This window comes from Gordonia sp. (in: high G+C Gram-positive bacteria) (assembly GCF_047600385.1).
Classification (GTDB): Bacteria; Actinomycetota; Actinomycetes; order Mycobacteriales; family Mycobacteriaceae; genus Gordonia.
The window spans coordinates 285,300-305,105 of record NZ_JASGKZ010000001.1; the positions used below are offsets into that span (position 1 = coordinate 285,300).

Below are 19,806 nucleotides of genomic sequence, written 5' to 3' on the forward strand. Positions count from 1 at the left end.
GGTCTCGCTTCCCTGCTGATCATCTGGTTCGCCCTGTACGTCGTCTACCGCCTGGTCACCGACGAGTCATGACGACCCGCTCGGGTAACGAGGCGATCGCCGACGCCGAGCAGCGCGCCGCCGAGACCGGGGACAAGAACATCCCCGCCGTCGGTGATCTTCCGCTGCCCGAGAACACGGCGAACCTACGGCTGGGCCCCGATCTGCACCCGGGCCTGCTCGGCCTGCTGCCCCTGGTGGGCGTGTGGGAGGGCGAAGGCGAGGGCCACGACCCGATCACCGGCGAGGACTACCCGTTCGGGCAGCAGATCATCGTGAGCCACGACGGCGGGAACTACCTCTGCTGGGAGTCGCGTTCGTGGGTCCTCGACGAGGACGGCGCCTATGTGAAGCCCGACCTCCGCGAGTCCGGTTTCTGGCGGATCGGCGAGGACGACACCGTCGAACTGCTGCTCACCCATGCCGAGGGATCCATCGAGCTGTACTACGGCCGTCCGCTGAACCAGACGTCGTGGAACCTCACCACCGACGTGAACATCCGGACCGAGACCGGCACGCACACCGGTGCGGCCAAGCGTCTCTACGGGCTGGTCCCCGACGGCGACCTGGCCTACGTCGAAGAACGCCTGGACACCGACGGCGACCTGACCCCGCGCCTCTCCGCGAAGCTCAAGCGCGTCATCGGCTGACCCTCGTCCGCCGGGGCGCGGCAGAATGTACCGAAATCCGGGGGTGCCACGGGCGATCTGCCCGAGGCACCCCCGTTTTCGTGTACATCCGGACACTCCCCACCGCTCCCGAACACAGCGAACCGCCACCCCGCGCCGCACGCCCCGTCCCGCGGCTCGTCACCGCGTTCCTCCCGGATCGGAGATCGGCTGGGTGCTCCGGTCACGCTCCCCGAGCCGTCGGCGAACGAAGTGAACCGACGCGTCGAAGGGGCCCGGTGGTCGTTCATCTCTCGGTGATCGCGCTCCGGAGCCCCTTCGACTCGGTCCTCGGCTGACGCCTCGGTCCGGCTCAGGGAGCGGAGGAAGCGACCTGCGGAGTCCGACCAGGGTCTCCGTCGGGAGCACCGTCCGGCTCGCACCGGATCTCGACTCCGCTCGATCACCGAGGAGGGGCTCGACCGCCGAGGCGATACTCGAACGCCGAGAGGGGCTTGACCACCGAGGGAGTCCCGAATGCTCTGCGCGAGCGCACCGGGGCTCGTTCATCTAGATCGCGACCATGCGGTGGGCGCGGTCCGGGTCGCGTCGACCGCGGATCGCGATCAGTTCCCGCGCGTGCAGGTCGAGCGCGACGTCCCCGGGGAGCTGCGGCGCCCACTGCGTCACATCGGTCGCGTCGCCGGCGGCGTCGAGCGCGGCCAGCACGGTGAGACCGTGGGCGGCGAGCCGCGCGGTCTCCCGGCCCTCCCGCGGCCAGTAGGTCCGGACGTGCACCGCCACGTGCATCGTCTGCCTGCCGGTGTGGATGAGCCGGGCCGACACCTCGGCCACCTGCCCGATGTGGATGGGCCGGTAGAAGCGCACCCCGCCCATGTACGCGGTCGCCACCTCACCGGAGTTCCAGCGCACGCCGCACAGGTAAGCGGCGTCGTCGATCCAGGCCATCACCCGGCCGCCGTGCGCCTTGCCGCCCCAGTTGACGTCGGTGGGCGAGGCGAGGAAACGGGTGTCCACCTCGCAGGCCGCGGTGGCACGACGGTAGTCGGCGCCCTCCATCGCGGCGGCGATCCGTCGTCGTACCTCGGTGCGGACCCGCGCGTACTCCGCGCGGGCGACGTCGTCGGCGTGCACCGGCTCCCACCGACGCACCGGGGTGGGTCGCCCGTCCGCATCCATCGCGACGAACACCAGCAGACAGGAGCTGGCGGGGCGGAAGATGCCCACCCGCGGATCGGCCGAGGAGACCTCGCACTGGATGTGCATGGACGTGCGGCCGGTGTGGATGACGGTCGCGGTGACCTCCACCAGGTCGCCGGAGGAGATGTCGCGGCCGAAGCTGGTGTTCCCCACGTACGCGGTGACGCTGTAGCCGCCCGACCACGCCGCGGCGCACGCGTACGCGGCCTTGTCGACCCACTCCAGGATCCGGCCGCCCCGCACACCTCCCCCGATCGAGGCGACGTCGGTGGGCGCGGCCAGGAAGCGCAGGGTGATCTGACGATCGGTGACGGGCATGGGGACCTCCACTCTCGGGTTCCACCCATGCTGTACCCGTCCCGGACCGCACGCGACACCGGCCCCGACCGGTGCAGATGTGGTTACGAACCGGTAATACGACGGCATCGCCGGGTAACACGACGAGGCCGTGTCGAAGCCCTGCACGAACCGGCGCTCGACGCGGGAACGAGAGGTTTCGACACCGGTCGCTCACTCCGTTCGCGGCCGGGCTCAGCCATCGGGACAGGGATTTCGACGGCCGGACGAAGCTGAGGACGGCGGGGCGGGGTCGCCGGCGGCGAGGGCGCCGCACCCGGGCGGACTCAGTCGCCGCCGGAGCCGGTGTCGAGGCGGTTCATGGTCTGCGGCCCGGTCATCCAGTGCTGCTCGATCTGCTGCACGAAGTTCGAACGCACCACCTTGGCGCGCTCGGGGGGACCGTCGTCGACGGTCCGCGCGACCAGGCCCTCCATCGGGTGGGCGCCGGCCGCGCTGGTGGTGTCCATCAGCCGGACCAGCCGGTCCTCCTCGAAACGCCCCTCCCCGAGGAAGGGCACGGTGTGCAGGCCGAGGTCGGCGGCGAGTTCGTCGCGCAGCGGGATCTCCCAGAACGCGCCGAGGCCGCGGTCGTAGACGTCGAACACCAGGAACCAGTCGGGCAGCGCGTCGTAGGAGACGCTGTGCTCCACCGCGCACCACTCGCCGAACAGGATCAGGTCGTCGCCGAGCCCCTCTTCGAGCCGGGTGCGGCGCGCGGCGACCCAGTTCTCCAGGCCGCGGAAGTACCGTCCGCCGGTCTCCACGTAACTGCCGCGCGCCTGGAAGCGCAGCCCGTCCGGGCCCACCGAGATGCCGAGGTTCTGCCCGTCGAGCTTCTCCTCGACGTGCAGCGGCCGGGCCAGGAACGCGGCGCGCTCGGACTCGGTGAGCACCTTGTCGTCCCGGACGTCCACGCCGTCGGGCTGAAACAGGTAGGTGGTCGACGGGAATCTGAAGAACTCGCTCATCTGGGTGCCTTCCGCCCGAACTTCTCCCGGTACGCGATGCGGATCGCCCGCTCGTCGATCCACTCGACGACGACGCCGTGCCGCGCGAGCACCGGTCCCCAGTCGAGCCATTTGGTGTCGGTGCTCTCCACCACCGGCACGCCGGCGACCTTCGCCGCGGCCACGAACTTGCGGTCCGAGGGGTCGATCTCCGCGTCGTCGCCGTCGAGCACCCGGTAGATGTTCTCCAGGCCGGCGGCGGGCACGATGTCGGGCCGCAGCTCCGGGTCCCATCCGTAGCGGTGGTCGTGGACGTAGCGGGCGAACGCGTCACCCAACGACGGCCCGCCGCTGCGGCTGAGCTGGTGGAAGTACTCCTCGACGATCTCGCCGCCCTCGTCGGTCACCACGGTGAGCCGCCGGGTCAGGACCTCTTCCAGGAACTCCTCACACGCGTCGACCAGGGCGGGCGGGTGCTCGTCGGGGAACTTGACGACCAGTGCGACATTGGTGTCGACCACCTTGGTCATCGCTCCTCCACCCGCCTGTGCTCCTCCGCCGGTCTGCGCTCCTCCGCCCGCCTGCGCCGCTGCCGCGCGCTGCGCGAGCGGGCCACCAGGTCTTCGGCGGGGTCGCCGAAGAAGTCGGCGGGCCAGTTCCGGACCGCCCCGTACGCGTCGACGTCGAGGGGTTCGATGCGCGAGCCGTCGCGCCCCGGGGTCACCACGTAGCAGGCCACCGTCGCGGGGTCGATCGCCTCCTCGGCGATGCGCCGCAGCAGCCGCCGGAGCAGGTGCTCGGAATGCGATTCGACCACCAGCTGCACGTTCCGGGGTCTGCCCTCCTCGTACGTCCCGATCGCGTCGATCAGCACGTCGGCCAGCCCGGACTGCACCGACGGGTGCAGGTGGATCTCCGGCTGCTCCATGATCACGGTGGATCCCGGCGGCGCGTACAGGCATTCGACGACGACGGGCAGCACCTGCGAGACGCCGAATCCGACGTCGGTGAGCAGCACCTCGCGGGTGCCGTCCGGGGTGCGGACCCGGACCTCGTACTCGTCGCGGCCCGGCGCGATCGGGGCGACGGTGAACTCGTCGATCACGCCGAGCGTCTGCAGCCGCCGCGCGACCGCCGCGCCCAGCGGTGCGGTCGGCCCGTCCGGGGTGCGCCCGTATCGGCGCCCGGCACCGGCCAGCAGCGCCTCCACCGCCTGTTCCCCGCGTCGGCCGACGCCGCCGACCTCCTCCCCCGACCAGCGGTGGAGGCGGCCCGGCGGTTCCCGGAGCGGCCCCAGGTAGTCCAGCGCGGTGAGCTGCTTCTCCAGCGCGTAGGTGAGGTCCGGCACGAAGTCGAGGTGTGCGAAGTGCGTCGTCACGTCGTCGGGGAAGGCGTGGAAGTGCCCGGGCGGCGAGACCGTGCCGGTGCGACCCGGCACCGGCTGCAGCGTCATCCCGGCGGCGGTCAGGGTGTAGTCGCCCGGCCCGGTACGACGACCGCCCAGCGAGACGGCGCCGTCGTCACCGGTCAGGGTGTACGCGTACTCGTCGACGGCGATCCGGGGCGGCAGACCGCCGTCGGCGGAGATCGTCGCACCGAATCGCAGGTCCCGGCCGGACAGCGCCCGCCGCGACCCCGGGTCGACGACGGTGAGCGGCTCCTCTCGGCGCCAGCCGAGTTCGAAGGAGAGCGGCTCGGCGGGGTCGCGCACGAGGTCGGCGAAACCGCCGAGGTCGACGGGGGTGTGCCGGTCGCCGGTGTGGAGCACGCGTCGTCGATCCGCCGACTCCACGGTCTGCCGCAGCAGCATCGGGAGCTGGTGCAGGCTCGACTTGCCCGACGAGTTGGCGCCGAAGAACACGGTGAGCGGGGCGAGCGGAACCTCGCCGGTGTCGCGCCAGGCCTTGAAGTTCCGGATCCGCAGTCCGGTCAGCACGGGCTCACCGGTCCCCGGCCGACTCGGGCGCCAGCGGCAGCAGTCGCGCGCCGGCGTCGTGTCCGGCGTCGCCGTGCTGGTGGGTCACCAGCACCACGGCGCGGTCGGGGCCGAACAGCGAGTCCGGGCCGGCGGCACAGATCCGTTCGATCATCTGCCGGGCGTCCCCGGCGTCGAGGTGCTCGGCGGGCTCGTCGAGCAGCACGATCGGCGCCGGGTGCAGCAGGGCCCGGGCCAGCAGCAGACGACGTCGCTGCCCGCCGGAGAGCGCCGAACCGCCGCCGGTCAGGTCAGTGTCGAGACCTTCGGGCAGGCCGTCGACCCACTCGGTCAGGCCCACCTCGGCCAGCGCCGCCCGGATCTGCTTGTCGGATGCGTCGCCGCGGGCGACCAGCAGGTTCTCCCGCACCGACGTGGAGAACAGGTGCGCCTCCTCGGCGAAGTAGCAGGCGGCCCGCGTCGGGGGCACGACCGCGCCGTCGTCGGCGCGGGTCGCGGTGACCGTGCCGGACAGCGGGTCGAGCAGTCCGCCGAGGGTGAGCAGCAGCGTCGACTTGCCGCAGCCGCTCGGCCCCGTCACGACGACCCGTTCCCCCGGCGCCAGCCGCAGATCCAGGCCGGACGACGGCCCGAGCGGCCGGTCCCGTCCCCACTCCAGCCGGTCCGCGGTCAGCACCGCGGGGGCCGGGTCGACGACGGGATCGGCGTCCGATTCTGCGGTGTCCGGTCCGGAGCCGGGCGCGCGGTCGGGGCGGTGCGCGCCGTCGACCAGGTCCATCACCCGCGCGGCCGCCTGCCTGCCCTTGAGCCAGGCGATCCCGGCCTCGGTGAGCGGCCCGGTGGTCTCGAACGACGACAGCGGCAGCAGCACCAGGACGCCGAACAGCATCGGGGTGAACCGGGTGTCCGTCGACGACACCTCGGCGAGCGACCCGGACACGCCGGTGGCCAGGTCGACGGCGATCAGCGCCGCCGCCGTCACGCTGACGGCCAGCGCGAACGGTGTCGCGGCGGTGGCGGCCACCTGTCGGCGCAGACCGCGGTCGGTCGCGGCCGCCACCCGGCGGTCCGCGGCGTGCAGCCGGTCCAGGGCGGCCCGTCGTCGTCCGGCGATCACCAGTTCGGGGCCGTGCCACAGCAGCGCGGTGGTCTCCTGGGCGACGTCCTCGCGGGCGCGGGCGCTCTGCTCGAAGGCCAGCGCCGCGCCGCGCGCGGCGAGCCACGGGGCCAGGCCGCCGCTGACGATCAGCGCGACCGCCAGGATCACCGCGGACAGCGGCGAGACGAACGCCGTGACCGCGACGGCCGCGACGGAGGTGATCGCCCCGACGGTCATCGGGATCAGCCCGCGGATCAGGGCGTTGCCGATCTCGTCGACGTCGTCGGCGGTGCGGGCCAGCAGCCTGCTCCGGCTCAGTCCCACCGAGTAGGCGGGCGGCCCGGAGGCCAGCACCCGGTAGATCTTCTCCCGCGCGACGGCCATCGCATCGAGCGCGGTGTCGTGGGTGGCGAGTCGTTCGGCGTAGCGGAACAGCGCCCGCGAGATGCCGAAGGCGCGCGTCGACGTCACCGCGACCGACAGGTACAGCACCGGCGGCATCTGCCAGGCCCGGGTGATGAGCCACGCCGAGACGGCGGCGAGACCGAGCGCGCACAGCGCCCCGGCCGCGCCGAGGAACACCGAGACGAGCACCGGCCGGGCTCCCAGCCCGACGAACCGCAGCGCCCGCAGCATCGGGTCGCGGGAGGCGAGGTCACTCCGCACGGTCCACCCCCGCGCCGGGCGCCCCCAGATCGACGACGACGTCGCCGATCCCGACGGCGCTCGCATGGTGGGCCACCATCACCACGGTGGCGCCGTCGCCGGAGCGCCGGGCGATCGCCGCCAGCACCGCGGCCTCGCTCGCCTCGTCGAGGTGGGCGGTGGGCTCGTCGAGCAGGAGCAGGTCGGCCGGGGCGGCGAGCACCCGGGTGAGCGCCATGCGCTGCCGCTGGCCTGCGGAGAGTCCCGCGCCGCCGGTGCCGAGCGGGGTGTCGTAGCCGTGCGGGAGGTCGGCCAGCACGGCGTCGAACCCGGTGGCCGCGCACGCCTCGTCGAGCCGCCGCGGGTCGGGGACGCCGAAGAGCTCCAGGTTCTCGCGGACGGTGCCGGGGACGACGACGGGCTGCTGCGGCAGCCAGGCGATCCGGCTGCGGTACGAGTCCGGGTCGACGTCGCCCAGCGGCCGTCCGGCGATCCGGACCTCGCCCTCGTCGGGGCGCAGCAGACCCAGGATCACCGAGAGCACCGACGATTTGCCGCTCCCGTTGGGGCCGGTGAGCACCGTGAGGCGACCGGGGCGCAGTTCCGCAGTGAGTCCGCGGGGCGCCCAGCCGTCGCGGCCGTGGACGCCGACCCCGGTCAGGGTGAGGGTCGCACCGGCCACGACCACCGGGGTGCGCTCCGCCGCGGGCACGACGGCGTCGGGGACGTCGATGAAGGCCAGGACCTCGCGGGCGGCGGTCATCCCGTCCTCGGAGTTGTGGAACTGCGCGCCCACCTGGCGCAGCGGGAGGTAGGCCTCCGGCGCCAGGACCAGCGCCAGGATGCCCGCGTACAGACCCATCTCCCCGTACACCAGGCGCATGCCGATCCCCACCGCGACCACCGCGACGCTCAGCGTGGCGATCAGTTCCAGGGCCGTGCCGGAGAGGAACGCGATCCGCAGCGCGGACATGCTGCTCCGGCGCAGGTTCTGGCCGAGCCGGGCGACCTGCGCGGCGGGCGCCTGGGCCCGGCCGAGGGCGCGGAGCGTCGGCAGCCCGGTGAGCAGGTCCATCAGACTGGCGGTCAGCGCGGCCATCGACTCGAGTTTGCGTTCGGTGCGGTCGCGGGTGACCAGCCCGATGAGGATCATGAAGAGCGGGATCAGCGGCAGCGTGATGAGCACGACCAGGCCCGACGGCCAGTCGGCCCAGGTGATCACGCCCACCACGATCGGGGTGATGAGGACCGTGGAGAGCAGCGCGGGCAGGTACCCGGCGAAGTAGTCGACCAGGCTGTCCAGGCCGCGCAGAGCGACGGTGAGCGCGCGTTCCCGCGCCGACAGCAGTTCCCGCGGCGAGGTGCGCGCCGGATCGGTGAGCGTGTCGAGGGCCCGGGCGCGGAGTTCGGCGATGGTGTCGAGGGCGGCGCGGTGCGCGTAACGCCCGGACAGATAGCTCAGCGCGACCCGCACGGTCAGCGCCGCGGCGAGCACCCACAGGTGCACCGCCTGCGCCGCGAAGGTGCGGGCGGACGGGTCGACGATGATCTCCGACAGCAGTCCGGCGATCGCGACCGCCGCCACGATCATCGCGCCGACGGTGGCCGCGGTGAACACCGCCGTGACGGCGATGTACCGGCGCGCGGTCGGCGAGTACCGCAGCAGACGCGGATCCAGCGGGGGCCTTCCGGCGCCCGCCGGATCCGCGTCGTCGACGACGTCGGGGCGGTTCACTTCCCGGCGGTCGCCTCGCTCGGCGCGTCCGTCGGCGAGAGGCCCGCCGCCACCTCCGGCACGTCCTCCAGGGAGAGGCGCTTCCGGAACACCCAGTAACTCCATGCCTGGTATCCGATCACGACCGGCGTCATCACGACAGCCGCCCAGCTCATGATGACGAGCGTGTAGTGGCTCGACGACGAGTTGGTGGTCGTCAGGTTGAACGCCTCGTCGAGGCTCGACGGCATCACGTTCGGGAACAGCGAACCGAACAGCAGCGCCACGACGCCGGCGATGGCGAGCGCGTTGGCGACGAACGCCCAGCCCTCACGACGCAGCCGGGTCATGGCGACCATGGCCAGCGCGGCGATCACGGTGACGACGAAGACGATCCAGGTCCAGCCCTTGCCGTAGGCGAGCTGCGTCCACAGGACGAAGGCTCCGGCCACCACCAGGGTCGGGATCGCGAGCAGGGCCGCGAGGCGCGCGGCGTCGTCGTGCATGGCGCCCTTGGTCTTGAGCGCGACGAAGATCGCGCCGTGCGTCAGGAACGCCAGGGTCACGGTGGCGCCGCCGAGCAGCGCGTACGGGTTCAGCAGGTTGAAGAAACCGCCGACGTAGACGTGGTTGGGACCCTGCATCTCGATCGGGACGCCGCGCACGATGTTGGCGAACGCGACCCCCCACAGGATCGCCGGGACCCACGAACCGATGCCGATCCCGACGTCGCACCACTTGCGCCACTGCGGGTCGTTGATCTTGGGCCGCCATTCTATCGCGCAGATGCGGATGATCAGCGCCACCAGGATCAGGAACAGCGGGAGGTAGAAGCCGGAGAACAGGGTGGCGTACCAGCCGCCGAACGCCGCGAACATGGCGCCGCCCGCGGTGAGCAGCCACACCTCGTTGCCGTCCCACACCGGGCCGATGGTGTTGATCACCAGGCGACGGCGTTTGTCGCCGGCCAGCGGATCGGTCTCGTCCTCACGGCTGCGGCCGAGGAAGGGCATCAGCATGCCGACGCCGAAATCGAAGCCTTCGAGGACGAAGTATCCGATGAACAGGACCGCGATCAGGATGAACCAGAAAGTCTCGAGAGTCATCGAAGTCCTCCTCTTAGTACTGGAAGGAGAGCTTTTCGCTCTCTTCGGGGTCGGCGGCCGGCGCGTGCGGGTCGGCCGGAGCGTCCGGGCCCTCGCGGACGTAGCGGCGCTCCAGCATGAACCAGACGACGCCGAGCGCGCCGTAGAGCAGCGTGAAACCGATCAGGGTGGTCAGCACCGCGCCCGCCGAGTTGGAGAGCGAGACGCCGTCCTGCACCAGCATGTGGATCTTGAACGGATCGGCCTCGGTCGGGTCGGCCCAGTTCGGGACCACGACCCACGGCTGGCGGCCCATCTCGGTGAAGACCCAGCCCGAGGAGTTCGCCAGGAACGGGGTCGGCATCATCCACAGCGCGACGGTGCCGAACCGCTTGGGCACCTCGATCCGGCCCTTGCGCAGGTACCAGAGGCCGCCGAGGGCGATGATCACCGAGCCCAGACCCCAGAAGATCATGGCGCGGAAGGTCCAGTACGTGATGAACAGGTTGGGCGCGAAGTTCTGGCCCGACATGTCGATCCCGGCGTCGGCGAACGCCTTCTCGTACTCGGCCTGGAGTTGCTTGACGCCCTTCACCTCGCTGTTGAAGTCGCTGTCGGCGAGGAACGAGAGCATGTTCGGGACGGTGACGATGTGCTCGATGTTGTCGCAGTTGTTCTGACGGCCGATGGCGAGCACCGAGAAGCCGGCGCCCTCCTCGGTCTCGCAGAGCGATTCGGCGGCGGCCATCTTGATCGGCTGCTGCTCGAACATCAGCTTGGCCTGCATGTCACCGGTGATGATCAGGCCGACACCGGCGACGATGGTGGTCCACAGCGCGAACTTGGCGACCGGACGCCACAGCGTGTCGTTCTCGCCGCGCAGGGTCTCGGCGTCGGCGCCCAGCTGGCTGGGTGCGGTGGTGACGGGGGCGTCACCGGCCTCGAGCTGCTTGGCGCGGTGGCTGTTGCGGGCCATCCACCAGATGCAGACCGCGGCGACGACGGTCGCGGCGGTGAGCCAGGCGCCCAGGACGACGTGCGGGAACGCGACCAGCGTCGTGTTGTTGGTGAGCACGGCGATGAAGTTGTTCATCTGCGGACGCTGCAGCGTCTCGTTCCACTCGACGCCCACCGGGTGCTGCATGAACGAGTTCGCCGCGATGATGAAGTACGCCGAGGCGGTGACGCCGATGGCCACCAGCCAGATGCAGGTCAGGTGCACGGCTTTGGGCAGCTTCTTCCAGCCGAAGAACCACAGGCCGAGGAAGGTCGACTCCAGGAAGAACGCGACGAGGGCCTCGAAGGCCAGCGGCGCGCCGAAGACGTCGGCGACGAAGCGGCTGTACTGGCTCCAGTTCATGCCGAACTGGAACTCCTGCACGATGCCGGTGGCCACGCCGAGGGCGAAGTTGATCAGGAAGACCTTGCCGAAGAACTTGGTGGCACGCAGCCAGGCCTCGTTCCCCGTGCGCAGCCAGACGGTCTGCATGACGGCGATCATCGGCGCCAGACCGATGGTCAGCGGCACCAGAACGAAGTGGTACACGGTGGTGATGCCGAACTGCCACCGTGAGATGTCTACGAGGTCCACGCAGGACTCCCTTCCCCGAAAGCGGACCCGGGGGCTGCCGGACCGCTGCGTACCGTCCTACTACGGAACGTAGTGATACACGGAGAACGTAACGTCCCGACGCAGTCGGATCCACCCGTGCGGGACCTAAGGCCCCGCTCGAACACCCTGCGTGTGGGGGTTTTCACACCGTGTTCACCCGGTGTCATCATGACCCCGTCCACCCCGCCGCGCAGGGGTTGCCGCAAACTCGTCCCCCACCCGTGCTCGTCGCCGCCCGCCGCCGAGAGCCTTCCTCCGCCCGTCGAGACCTCTTCTCGCCGACGAATACCTCCCGCCGCCGACTGTGCACTCCTTCGCACCGACGAGCGTCTTCCTCCGCCGGCTGAGCCACGCGGAGGAACGCAGTGACGGAGCGTGAGTCGAAGCCGCACCGCCCCGACACCCGCGATCGGCGACGCCGAGCCCCTTCGACTCGGTTCGTCACCGCGTTCCGCACCGGCTCGGGGATCTGCGGGGCGGCACCCGAGCCGGAGGTCGCTCAGTCCGCCACCGACACCGCGGCCTCCACCAGCCCCGGCACGTCCACCGTCGACGACGACGCCAGCGCCGCCCCGTCGAGGGTGTTCACATGTGCGGCCAGCGTCACCGACGAGAGCAGCCACACGCCGTCGGCGTCGTGCAGTTCGTCGACGGTGAACCTCTCCTCGGCCGTCTCGATGCCCGCCGCGGCGGCGTGTGCGAAGAGCGCCGCCACCGTGGTCCCGGGCAGGATCGGCAGGCTGCGGGGCGGCGTCAGCAGTGCGCCGTCGCGTTCGATCACCACCGAGGAGCGCGGCCCCTCCAGCACCGTGCCGTCGGCGCCGAGGAAGAGCGCGTCGTCGGCGCCGAGCGCGACGGCGTGCCGGAGTGCGGCGGCGTTCCCGGCGTACGCGAGCGCCTTGATCCCGGCCAGCAGCCAGGGCGCGGCGGCGGCCGCGGTCACGTCGAACCCGCGGTCCAGGGTGATCGCCGAGATCCCCGCACGGCGCACCTGCGCCACCCGCGCGGCCACCGGCCCGACGGTCACATACGCGGTCGGCGGACCGTCCGGTGCGCTCTCCCGGCCCCGCGAGTAGGCGACGCGCAGCATCCCCTCCCCCGCCCCGCCGATCCGGGATTCGCCGGCGTCGGCCCACTCCCGCGCCGCGACGTCGATCGCGTGCGCCAGCGCCGCGACGTCCGGCGCGGGCAGCGCGAGGGCGGCGGCGCCCTCCGCGAGCCGGTCCAGATGCGGTTCGACGAGCAGCGCCCGCGCGTCGCGGACCAGCAGCGTCTCGAAGACGCCGTCGCCGCGGAGAGCCGCCAGGTCGTCGGCATGGAGCAGGGGAACATCCGGGTCCAGCAGCCGGCCGTCACCGGAGACCACGATCATCGACATGGTTGCCACCGTAGACTGCCATCCATGACCGACGCGCGTTCGCCGATCCTGCTCCATCACCCTGCTGCGGTGCCGACGCCGGACGGAGACCCGAGTCCCGGCGTCGCCTGGCACTACGGCGACCCGCTCGGGGAGCAGCGCGCCGCCGCCCGCGGCGCGATCATCGTCGACCGCAGCGATCGCGCGGTGATCGAACTCGCCGACGGCGACCGTCTCACGTGGCTCCACTCGATCGTCTCCCAGTCCGTGGCCGGCCTCGGTGACCGCAAGAGCGCCGAGAGCCTCTCCCTGGACGTCAACGGCCGCGTCGAGGACCATTTCACCCTCACCGACGTCGACCTGGTGACCTGGCTCGACACCGAGCACGGCCGCGGCACCGCGCTCGCCGACTATCTCGGCCGCATGGTCTTCCGCGCCGCGGTGGCGGTGACGCCGCGCCCGGACATGCACGTGCTCACCCTGATCGGCCCGGCCGCCCGCTCGGGGCCGCTCGCGGAGATGCTCGAGATCCACGACCACTCCCGAGTCTACGACGCGGGCGATCTGCCCGAGATGCACCACGAGGACGAACCGCTGGGGTTCTGGCGGATCATGCCGTCGATCGGCGAGGGCCGTTCGCTGCCGGTGGTGGATCTGGTGGTGCCCGACACCGAGGTGGAGATGTGGTGGCGGGAGATCACCGCGGCCGGTGCGACGCCGGGCGGGGTGTGGGCGCAGGAGGCGCTGCGGGTGGCGGCCGTGCGTCCCCGCCTGGGCCTGGACACCGATGAGCGCACCATCGCCCACGAGGCCGACTGGATCGGCGACGGCGGTCTCACCGGGACCGGGAGCGGGCCGAATCTCACCGGCGCCGGGAGCGGAGCGAGCGGGCCGAATCTCACCGGCGCCGTCCACCTGGAGAAGGGCTGCTACCGCGGGCAGGAGACCGTCGCCCGCGTGCACAATCTCGGTCGTCCCCCGCGGCGGCTGGTGCTGCTGCACCTCGACGGCAGCGCCGACGGGCGTCCGGCCACCGGCGACCCGGTGACCCTGGCGGGCCGGACGGTCGGCCGGGTGGGCACCGTCGTCGACCACTGCGATCTGGGCCCGATCGCGCTGGCCCTGGTGAAGCGCAACGTCCCCGTGGATGCCGAGCTGAGCGCCGGGGAGGGCGACGGCGTCGCCGCCCGGATCGATCCGGACCACTACGTCGACGACGACGCCGTGCCCGCCGGTCGTGCGGCCCAATCTCGGCTCCGCGGCCGCGGCTGACCCAGCCCTCTTCGGAAAACCCCAGGTCAGACCCTGCGCCGCGCGGACAACACCCGGCGGCTACATAATCCGCGGAAGCGGGGTAGACTGTGCACCAGGAATATAACTAACGAGTAGAACGGGGCCGCCACCACGTGGCCGCCCCGTCATTGTGCGAGGGGGTCCCCTATGGGCCGTGGCCGGGCAAAAGCTAAGCAGACGAAGGTTGCTCGTCAGCTGAAGTACTCGACGCCGAACACCGATCTCGACAGCCTGCAACGCGAGCTGTCGGGCAGTGCAGGCCAGTCCCACAGTCCGGTCGACGACTGGGCCGACGTGGACCGCTACTCCGAAGAGGAGTGGCGGCGCGCCTGACGCGCCTGCTTCTCACCAACGCTGGAGGAACCCGGCCCCACGTCGTGTGGCGGCCGGGTTTTCCGGTCATTCTCTTCCAGGGCTTGGCATTCTCCGCTCGAGTCGGCCTCGTCCGACCGGGCGGTTCCCGGGTGAACCTCGCGTTCGCCGCACGAGCCTCCGTCGACGACCGTGCCCCTTATTCCTCACGGCGTCGCTCACGACGGATCAACGTGCCCGCGCACCGTACCGGCGGCTGTCTCGATCGAGGCGGCCGGTACGACGGCGGTCGGGTGTCGGCATCACCGTGATCGATCGAACACCGCGATCGGTCGGTCGATCGCCGGAAGCCTCGCAGACGACTCGGGCTCGACCGGCGCGGGGGTTCACCCCGCCGGTCGAGCCCGAGTCGTCGTGCCGCCCAATTGGTGTCGTCGGGCGGCGATCAGTCGTTCAGAAGCGCGCGTACTCGCCGAGCAGTTCCGCGTGTCCGGCGGCACCGGCTTCGTCGTTCCGGACGATGGAACCGAGAACCCAGTTGTCCAGGTGCCGTGCGGTCAGGATGGCCTGGGCGCGGTCGGTGTCCTCCGGGGCGACGACGGCGACCATGCCGACGCCCATGTTGAAGGTGCGCTCCATCTCGGCCCGCTCCACCCGACCGCGCTGCGCGATCAGCGAGAAGATCGGGGCCGGCGTCCACGAGCCGCGCTCGAGCTGCGCCGAGAGCCCGGAGGGCAACACGCGCGCGAGGTTGTCGGCGAGTCCGCCGCCGGTGACGTGCGCGAAGGTGCGCACCTCGGTCTCGGCGGCCAGCGCCAGGCAGTCCTTGGCGTAGATGCGCGTCGGCTCCAGGAGTTCCTCGCCGAGGGTGCGGTCGAGCTCCTCCACGTGACCTTCGAGGTCCATGTGGCCCCATTCGAGCAGGACCTTGCGGGCCAGCGAGTAGCCGTTGGAGTGCAGACCGGACGAGCCCATCGCGATCACGACGTCGCCGGGGCGCACACGGTCCGGGCCGAGGATCGAATCGGCTTCCACCACGCCCACGCCGGTGGCGGAGATGTCGTAGTGGCCGTCCTCCATCAGGCCCGGGTGCTCGGCGGTCTCGCCGCCCAGCAGGGCGCAGCCGGCGTCGTAGCAGCCGTCGGCGATGCCGCGCACGATGTCGGCGACCATCTCCGGGACCACCTTGCCGATGGCGATGTAGTCCTGCAGGAACAGCGGTTCGGCGCCGCAGACCACGAGGTCGTCGACGACCATGGCGACCAGGTCGCGGCCGACGGTGTGGTGGATGCCCAGCGCCTGCGCGACGGCCAGCTTGGTGCCGACGCCGTCGCTGGAGGCGGCGAGCACCGGCTCGCGGTAGTCGCCCTTGAGGGAGAAGAGCCCGGCGAAGCCGCCCAGGCCGCCCATCACCTCGGGGCGGGTGGCTCGCTTGGCGTGCGGCGCGAAGAGTTCGACGGCGCGTTCACCCGCATCGATGTCGACGCCGGCGGCCGCATACGAGGCGGCTCCGTTCTCGACGGGATTGGCGACGGGGCCGTCGTTCATGGCTCTCCTTGGTTGACCGGTGAGAAGGGCGCACCGCGAATGCGTCTCAGCGCCGTGACCAGGGTACCGGAGAGCCCGCAGTCGGACCACGCCGTGTACCCGTCGACGGACGGTCTCGCCGGAGATCCGGGGAGCGGTCCCGCTGGGGATCCGGCGAACGCTCTCGACGGAACCGCGGATCGAGCCCCGACCCGCGGATCGAGCGGAGTCGAGATCTCTCGACCGGCGAGGAGAGGCGCGAGGGACGCTACGGGCGCATTACGGCGCTGACGTTGTCGTTGGCCGTGGTGAGCGGATCGATCGCCTCGGCGGCGTTCGGGTTCTTCCGCATGGTCTCCAGCACGGCCTTGCCCATCGAGGTCTCCCGAGGCAGCTCGATCGGGTACTTGCCGTCGAAGCACGCCGCGCACAGCGCGTCACCGGGCTGCTGGGTGGCGGCGACCATCTCGTCGACGCTGACGTACCCCAGCGAATCCGCGCCGATCGCCTGGCAGACGCCGTCCACCAGATGCTCCTCGGACTCCATGCCGTTGGCGATGAGCTCGGCCGGCGAGGCGAAGTCGATGCCGTAGAAGCACGGCCAGCGCACGGGCGACGACGCGATGCGCACGTGCACCTCGGCGGCGCCGGCCTCCCGCAGCATGCGGATCAGCGCGCGCTGGGTGTTGCCGCGGACGATCGAGTCGTCGACCACCACCAGGCGCTTCCCGCGGATCACCTCTTTGAGCGGGTTGAGTTTGAGGCGGATGCCGAGCTGCCGGATGGTCTGGCTGGGCTGGATGAAGGTGCGGCCCACGTAGGCGTTCTTCATCAGGCCCTGGCCGTACGGTATCCCCGATTCCTGGGCGTAGCCGACGGCGGCGGGGGTGCCCGACTCGGGGACCGGGATCACCAGGTCGCCGTCGGCCGGGAACTCCCGGGCCAGACGGCGGCCGATGTCCACGCGGGCCGAGTGCACCGAACGGCCGTTGATCACGCTGTCCGGGCGGGCCAGGTACACGTACTCGAAGATGCAGCCCTTCGGCGTCGGCTCGGCGAACCGGCTGCTGCGGACGCCGTCGGCGTCGATCGCGAGCATCTCGCCGGGTTCGATCTCCCGGACGTACGACGCACCCACGATGTCCAGGGCCGCGGTCTCCGAGGCCACCACCCAGCCGCGGTCGAGGCGGCCGAGAGCGAGCGGACGGATGCCGTGCGGGTCACGGGCCGCGTACAGGGTGTTCTCGTCCTGGAAGGTGAGGCAGAACGCGCCGCGCAGGGTCGGCAGCAGTTCGAGGGCGGCCTGCTCCAGCGTCTTGTCGGCGGCCTCGTGGGCCAGGAGCGCGCCGATCACGTCCGAGTCGGAGGTGGCCGATTCGCTCGAACCGTAGATGCCCAGGTCCCGGGCCCGCTGCGCGAGCGCGGCGGTGTTCACCAGGTTGCCGTTGTGCCCGAGCGCCACGCCGTTGCCTGCGGCGGTGTGCCGGAAGATCGGCTGGGAGTTCTCCCAGGTGGTGGAGCCGGTCGTCGAGTACCGACAGTGTCCGACGGCGACGTGCCCGTGCATCGAGCCGAGCGTCTGCTCGTCGAACACCTGGCTCACCAGGCCGAGGTCCTTGAACACCAGGACCTGCGCGCCGTCGCCGACGGCGATGCCCGCGGCCTCCTGGCCGCGGTGCTGCAGGGCGTAGAGGCCGTAGTAGGCCAGTTTCGCGACGTCCTCGCCGGGCGCCCAGACACCGAACACACCGCATTCTTCACGGGGTTCGTTCTCGGGCTCTTCGAGGTTCAGCAGATTGGACGAGTGGACGGACAGCTCGGTCACCAGGACTCTCCGGTTCTTTCTCGACGCACCGAGGTGGGCTGTTGCGGGCGTACGTACCCGCGAGTTTACGTGTCGGATCGCTGCGTGAACAGACACGATCGGCAGATGTGACGTGGTGGTCGACACACCGGACGCACTCCGCGACACGCCGGAGAACCCCGGTTCGTATCCCGGGTGACCCGTGCCGACGTGCCGGTGGCGTCATGTTCGACGGAGCGGAACCAGCGGCAGGTGTCCGGCGACGTCGGCGGCCCGGTGGCCCGAAGCGCTCACCCGGTGGTCGGCGATCGCCTCGTCGAGGTCGGCCAGCCCGGCCGCCAGCAGCAGCCACTGCCGGGGCGTGGTCTCGACGACGTTGGGCGGCGTCCCGCGGGTGTGCCGGACCCCTTCCAGGCATTGGACGGCGACGAAGGGCGGCACCCGCACCTCGACGGCGTTGCCGGGCGCGTCCTGGGCCAGCGCGCGGGCGGACAGTCGGACCGCGGCGGCCAGCGCGGGGCGGGACGGGGCGGGCCGGGAGTCGTCGTGCAACCAGTCGGCCACCGCGAGCATCGCCGCACGCAGTTCGGCCGGATCCACCTTCTTCGTCGCCACGCGGCGCGCTCCTTCCCCAGGGGTCACTGCGGCGAGGATAGTCGGCGCACTACCCCGGCCGCCTATCACGCCGACAGGCCGCGGCCCCGTCCCCCGCCGGAATGCCGACACGTCGCAGCCTCCCGCCTCGGACATGCCGCCGGCTGAGCCGGTCGAGGAACGAAGTGACGAGACCGTGTCGAAGCCCGGACCCCTGCGTCGCGATTCTCGCCCCGCTCCCGACAAGAACCGCGACGCCGATCCTCTGTTCCCGACAAGAATCACGACAGTGCAGCGAGCCCGTCTCGGAGGTCGAGGCAGTGAGCCCGTCTCGGAGGTCGAGGCAGTGAGCCCGTCTCGGAGGTCGAGGCAGTGAGCCCGTCTCGGTGGTCGAGCGAGCACTCCTCGCTGGTCGAGCGGAGTCGAGACCCCCTTCGACTCGACGCGTCACTGCGTTCCTCCTCAGCTCGGGGAACGGAGGGAACACGAGGGCTAACCTCGAAGACGTGACCCGTACCGCCGATCTCCACGTCCACACCACCTGGTCCGATGGGACCGACAGCGTCGCCGAGTTGTTCGCCGCGGCGCAGGCCGCCGGGCTCGCCACGCTCGGCATCACCGACCACGACACCGCCGACCACTGGGACGAGGCACGCGATCTCCTGCCCGCCAGCATGCGCGTGCTGCCGGCGACCGAGTTCTCCACCAAACACCCCGACGACGACGGCAGGTTGATCTCGATCCACCTGCTCGGCTATCTGTTCGACCGGGAGAACCCGGGGGTCGTGTCCGAGTGGGAGCGGATGCGGGCCGAGCGGTCGGGCCGCGGCACCCGGATCGTGGAGAACCTGATCGCCGCGGGCTACGACATCTCGCTGGAACGGGTCACCGAGATCGCCGGGAACAGCTCGATCAGCCGCCCGCACATCGGCCGCGCGCTGATGGAGATCGGCGCGGTCGACTCCGTGACGGAGGCGTTCGCCGAACTGCTCAACGAGAAGGGCCCGTATTACGCGCCGCTGCGGGCGCTGCCGCTGACCGAGGGCGTCGCACTGGTGGCCGCGGCGGGCGGTGTCCCGGTGATCGCGCACGGCCGGGCCCGCGGCGCGGGAGCGGTCCTGACCCCGGAGCTGATCGAGACGCTGATCCCGCTGGGTCTACGCGGCCTGGAAGTGGAGCACCCCGACCACGACGACGCCGCGCGCGCCGAACTGTCCGGGATCGCCGCCGATCTGGGTCTGCTGCAGACCGGATCGAGCGACTACCACGGCACCAACAAGACCCTGCGGATCGGGCAGGAGAGGACGTCCGACGAGGTCGTGGAGCAGATCATCGATCTGGGGCTGATCGCACCGTTCGAGTGAGTCCGCCTGAAGTGCCGATCGCAAACACACGACGCCGACGAGATCGATACGTTGTCGTAGGGCAATGCTAGGTTTGCACCATAACTCGAATACGAGCTTTCGATCTTGACGGGGGGACAGAAACGCTATGGGGATACTCGGAAGACACGGCCGATCCGACCGCGGCACGTCTACAGCCGCAGAAGCCGATGCCTACGCACCGACCGAGACCACAGTACCTGTTCCTTCAGACCCTGCGCCCGTTAGCGGAACTCCTGCCGAATACTCCTCCGAGGCACCGACAGAACCGAACCCGTGGGCGCTTCCCGGC

At 71.1% G+C, this 19,806-nt stretch carries 16 protein-coding genes; 4 read left to right on the top strand and 12 right to left on the bottom strand.

Translation table 11 applies throughout. The features are described 5' to 3' along the window. Window positions 1-68 precede the first annotated feature (68 nt). The gene (locus tag QM809_RS01275; RefSeq protein WP_415044037.1) at window positions 69-689 is read left to right on the top strand and encodes an FABP family protein; all 621 of its coding nucleotides are present in this window, start codon (window positions 69-71) and stop codon (window positions 687-689) included. A 528-nt stretch (window positions 690-1,217) separates the two neighbouring features. Here the strand turns inward: QM809_RS01275 and QM809_RS01280 are convergent. The 9 genes from QM809_RS01280 to QM809_RS01320 form a co-directional block, all read right to left on the bottom strand. Next, the gene (locus QM809_RS01280) at window positions 1,218-2,186 is read right to left on the bottom strand and encodes an acyl-CoA thioesterase (RefSeq protein WP_415044038.1); all 969 of its coding nucleotides are present in this window, start codon (window positions 2,184-2,186) and stop codon (window positions 1,218-1,220) included. Window positions 2,187-2,491: 305 nt separating this feature from the next. Continuing rightward, window positions 2,492-3,175 (bottom strand): RNA ligase family protein, encoded by a 684-nt coding sequence (locus tag QM809_RS01285; RefSeq protein WP_415044039.1) that lies wholly within the window; start codon window positions 3,173-3,175, stop codon window positions 2,492-2,494. After that, entirely contained in the window at window positions 3,172-3,684 is a 513-nt protein-coding gene (locus QM809_RS01290; RefSeq protein WP_415044040.1) for a hypothetical protein, read from the bottom strand. Before QM809_RS01290 ends, QM809_RS01285 begins: the two co-directional genes overlap by 4 nt. Then, window positions 3,681-5,090, bottom strand: a complete 1,410-nt coding sequence (locus tag QM809_RS01295) for an AAA family ATPase (RefSeq protein ID WP_415044041.1) — start codon at window positions 5,088-5,090, stop codon at window positions 3,681-3,683. Before QM809_RS01295 ends, QM809_RS01290 begins: the two co-directional genes overlap by 4 nt. A 4-nt stretch (window positions 5,091-5,094) precedes the next feature. Further along, window positions 5,095-6,825, bottom strand: a complete 1,731-nt coding sequence (cydC, locus tag QM809_RS01300; protein WP_415046981.1) for a thiol reductant ABC exporter subunit CydC — start codon at window positions 6,823-6,825, stop codon at window positions 5,095-5,097. Window positions 6,826-6,844: 19 nt separating this feature from the next. Further along, complete coding sequence (gene cydD, locus QM809_RS01305; protein ID WP_415044042.1) at window positions 6,845-8,569, bottom strand: thiol reductant ABC exporter subunit CydD; 1,725 nt, start codon at window positions 8,567-8,569, stop codon at window positions 6,845-6,847. Further along, window positions 8,566-9,654, bottom strand: coding sequence for a cytochrome d ubiquinol oxidase subunit II (cydB, locus tag QM809_RS01310; protein ID WP_415044043.1), 1,089 nt, complete (start codon window positions 9,652-9,654; stop codon window positions 8,566-8,568). The genes cydD and cydB overlap by 4 nt, the downstream gene beginning before the upstream one ends. Before the next feature lie 13 nt (window positions 9,655-9,667). Then, complete coding sequence (locus QM809_RS01315; protein ID WP_415044045.1) at window positions 9,668-11,224, bottom strand: cytochrome ubiquinol oxidase subunit I; 1,557 nt, start codon at window positions 11,222-11,224, stop codon at window positions 9,668-9,670. A gap of 520 nt (window positions 11,225-11,744) precedes the next feature. After that, window positions 11,745-12,623 carry an aminodeoxychorismate lyase gene (locus tag QM809_RS01320; RefSeq protein ID WP_415044046.1) on the bottom strand — a complete coding sequence of 293 codons (879 nt, stop codon included), beginning with the start codon at window positions 12,621-12,623 and terminating at the stop codon, window positions 11,745-11,747. Window positions 12,624-12,647: 24 nt separating this feature from the next. Here QM809_RS01320 and QM809_RS01325 point away from each other — a divergent pair, with 24 nt between their 5' ends. Next, window positions 12,648-13,874 carry a YgfZ/GcvT domain-containing protein gene (locus tag QM809_RS01325; RefSeq protein ID WP_415044047.1) on the top strand — a complete coding sequence of 409 codons (1,227 nt, stop codon included), beginning with the start codon at window positions 12,648-12,650 and terminating at the stop codon, window positions 13,872-13,874. Window positions 13,875-14,042: 168 nt separating this feature from the next. Beyond that, the gene (locus tag QM809_RS01330; RefSeq protein WP_415044048.1) at window positions 14,043-14,228 is read left to right on the top strand and encodes a DUF3073 domain-containing protein; all 186 of its coding nucleotides are present in this window, start codon (window positions 14,043-14,045) and stop codon (window positions 14,226-14,228) included. A 432-nt stretch (window positions 14,229-14,660) separates the two neighbouring features. On the opposite strand, the gene purM is transcribed toward QM809_RS01330, so the two are convergent. The 3 genes from purM to QM809_RS01345 all read right to left on the bottom strand — a co-directional run bounded on the left by purM (window position 14,661) and on the right by QM809_RS01345 (window position 18,111). After that, on the bottom strand, window positions 14,661-15,755 hold the full coding sequence (gene purM / locus QM809_RS01335; RefSeq protein WP_415044049.1) for a phosphoribosylformylglycinamidine cyclo-ligase: 1,095 nt from the start codon (window positions 15,753-15,755) through the stop codon (window positions 14,661-14,663). A 247-nt stretch (window positions 15,756-16,002) separates the two neighbouring features. Then, on the bottom strand, window positions 16,003-17,559 hold the full coding sequence (gene purF / locus QM809_RS01340) for an amidophosphoribosyltransferase (protein WP_415044050.1): 1,557 nt from the start codon (window positions 17,557-17,559) through the stop codon (window positions 16,003-16,005). 201 nt (window positions 17,560-17,760) lie between these two features. After that, entirely contained in the window at window positions 17,761-18,111 is a 351-nt protein-coding gene (locus tag QM809_RS01345; protein WP_415046982.1) for a sterol carrier family protein, read from the bottom strand. A 527-nt stretch (window positions 18,112-18,638) separates the two neighbouring features. On the opposite strand from QM809_RS01345, the gene QM809_RS01350 reads away from it, so the two are divergent. After that, the gene (locus QM809_RS01350) at window positions 18,639-19,496 is read left to right on the top strand and encodes a PHP domain-containing protein (RefSeq protein WP_415044051.1); all 858 of its coding nucleotides are present in this window, start codon (window positions 18,639-18,641) and stop codon (window positions 19,494-19,496) included. Window positions 19,497-19,806 lie beyond the last annotated feature (310 nt).

Coding starts and splice junctions, on each gene's coding strand:
- QM809_RS01280 (WP_415044038.1), bottom strand. CDS start 2,186: ATGCCCGTCACCGATCGTCAGATCACCCTGCGCTTCCTGGCCGCGCCC.
- QM809_RS01285 (WP_415044039.1), bottom strand. CDS start 3,175: ATGAGCGAGTTCTTCAGATTCCCGTCGACCACCTACCTGTTTCAGCCC.
- cydB (WP_415044043.1), bottom strand. CDS start 9,654: ATGACTCTCGAGACTTTCTGGTTCATCCTGATCGCGGTCCTGTTCATC.
- QM809_RS01275 (WP_415044037.1), top strand. CDS start 69: ATGACGACCCGCTCGGGTAACGAGGCGATCGCCGACGCCGAGCAGCGC.
- QM809_RS01325 (WP_415044047.1), top strand. CDS start 12,648: ATGACCGACGCGCGTTCGCCGATCCTGCTCCATCACCCTGCTGCGGTG.
- purM (WP_415044049.1), bottom strand. CDS start 15,755: ATGAACGACGGCCCCGTCGCCAATCCCGTCGAGAACGGAGCCGCCTCG.
- QM809_RS01290 (WP_415044040.1), bottom strand. CDS start 3,684: ATGACCAAGGTGGTCGACACCAATGTCGCACTGGTCGTCAAGTTCCCC.
- QM809_RS01320 (WP_415044046.1), bottom strand. CDS start 12,623: ATGTCGATGATCGTGGTCTCCGGTGACGGCCGGCTGCTGGACCCGGAT.
- cydC (WP_415046981.1), bottom strand. CDS start 6,825: ATGCTGCGGGCGCTGCGGTTCGTCGGGCTGGGAGCCCGGCCGGTGCTC.
- QM809_RS01330 (WP_415044048.1), top strand. CDS start 14,043: ATGGGCCGTGGCCGGGCAAAAGCTAAGCAGACGAAGGTTGCTCGTCAG.
- QM809_RS01345 (WP_415046982.1), bottom strand. CDS start 18,111: ATGCTCGCGGTGGCCGACTGGTTGCACGACGACTCCCGGCCCGCCCCG.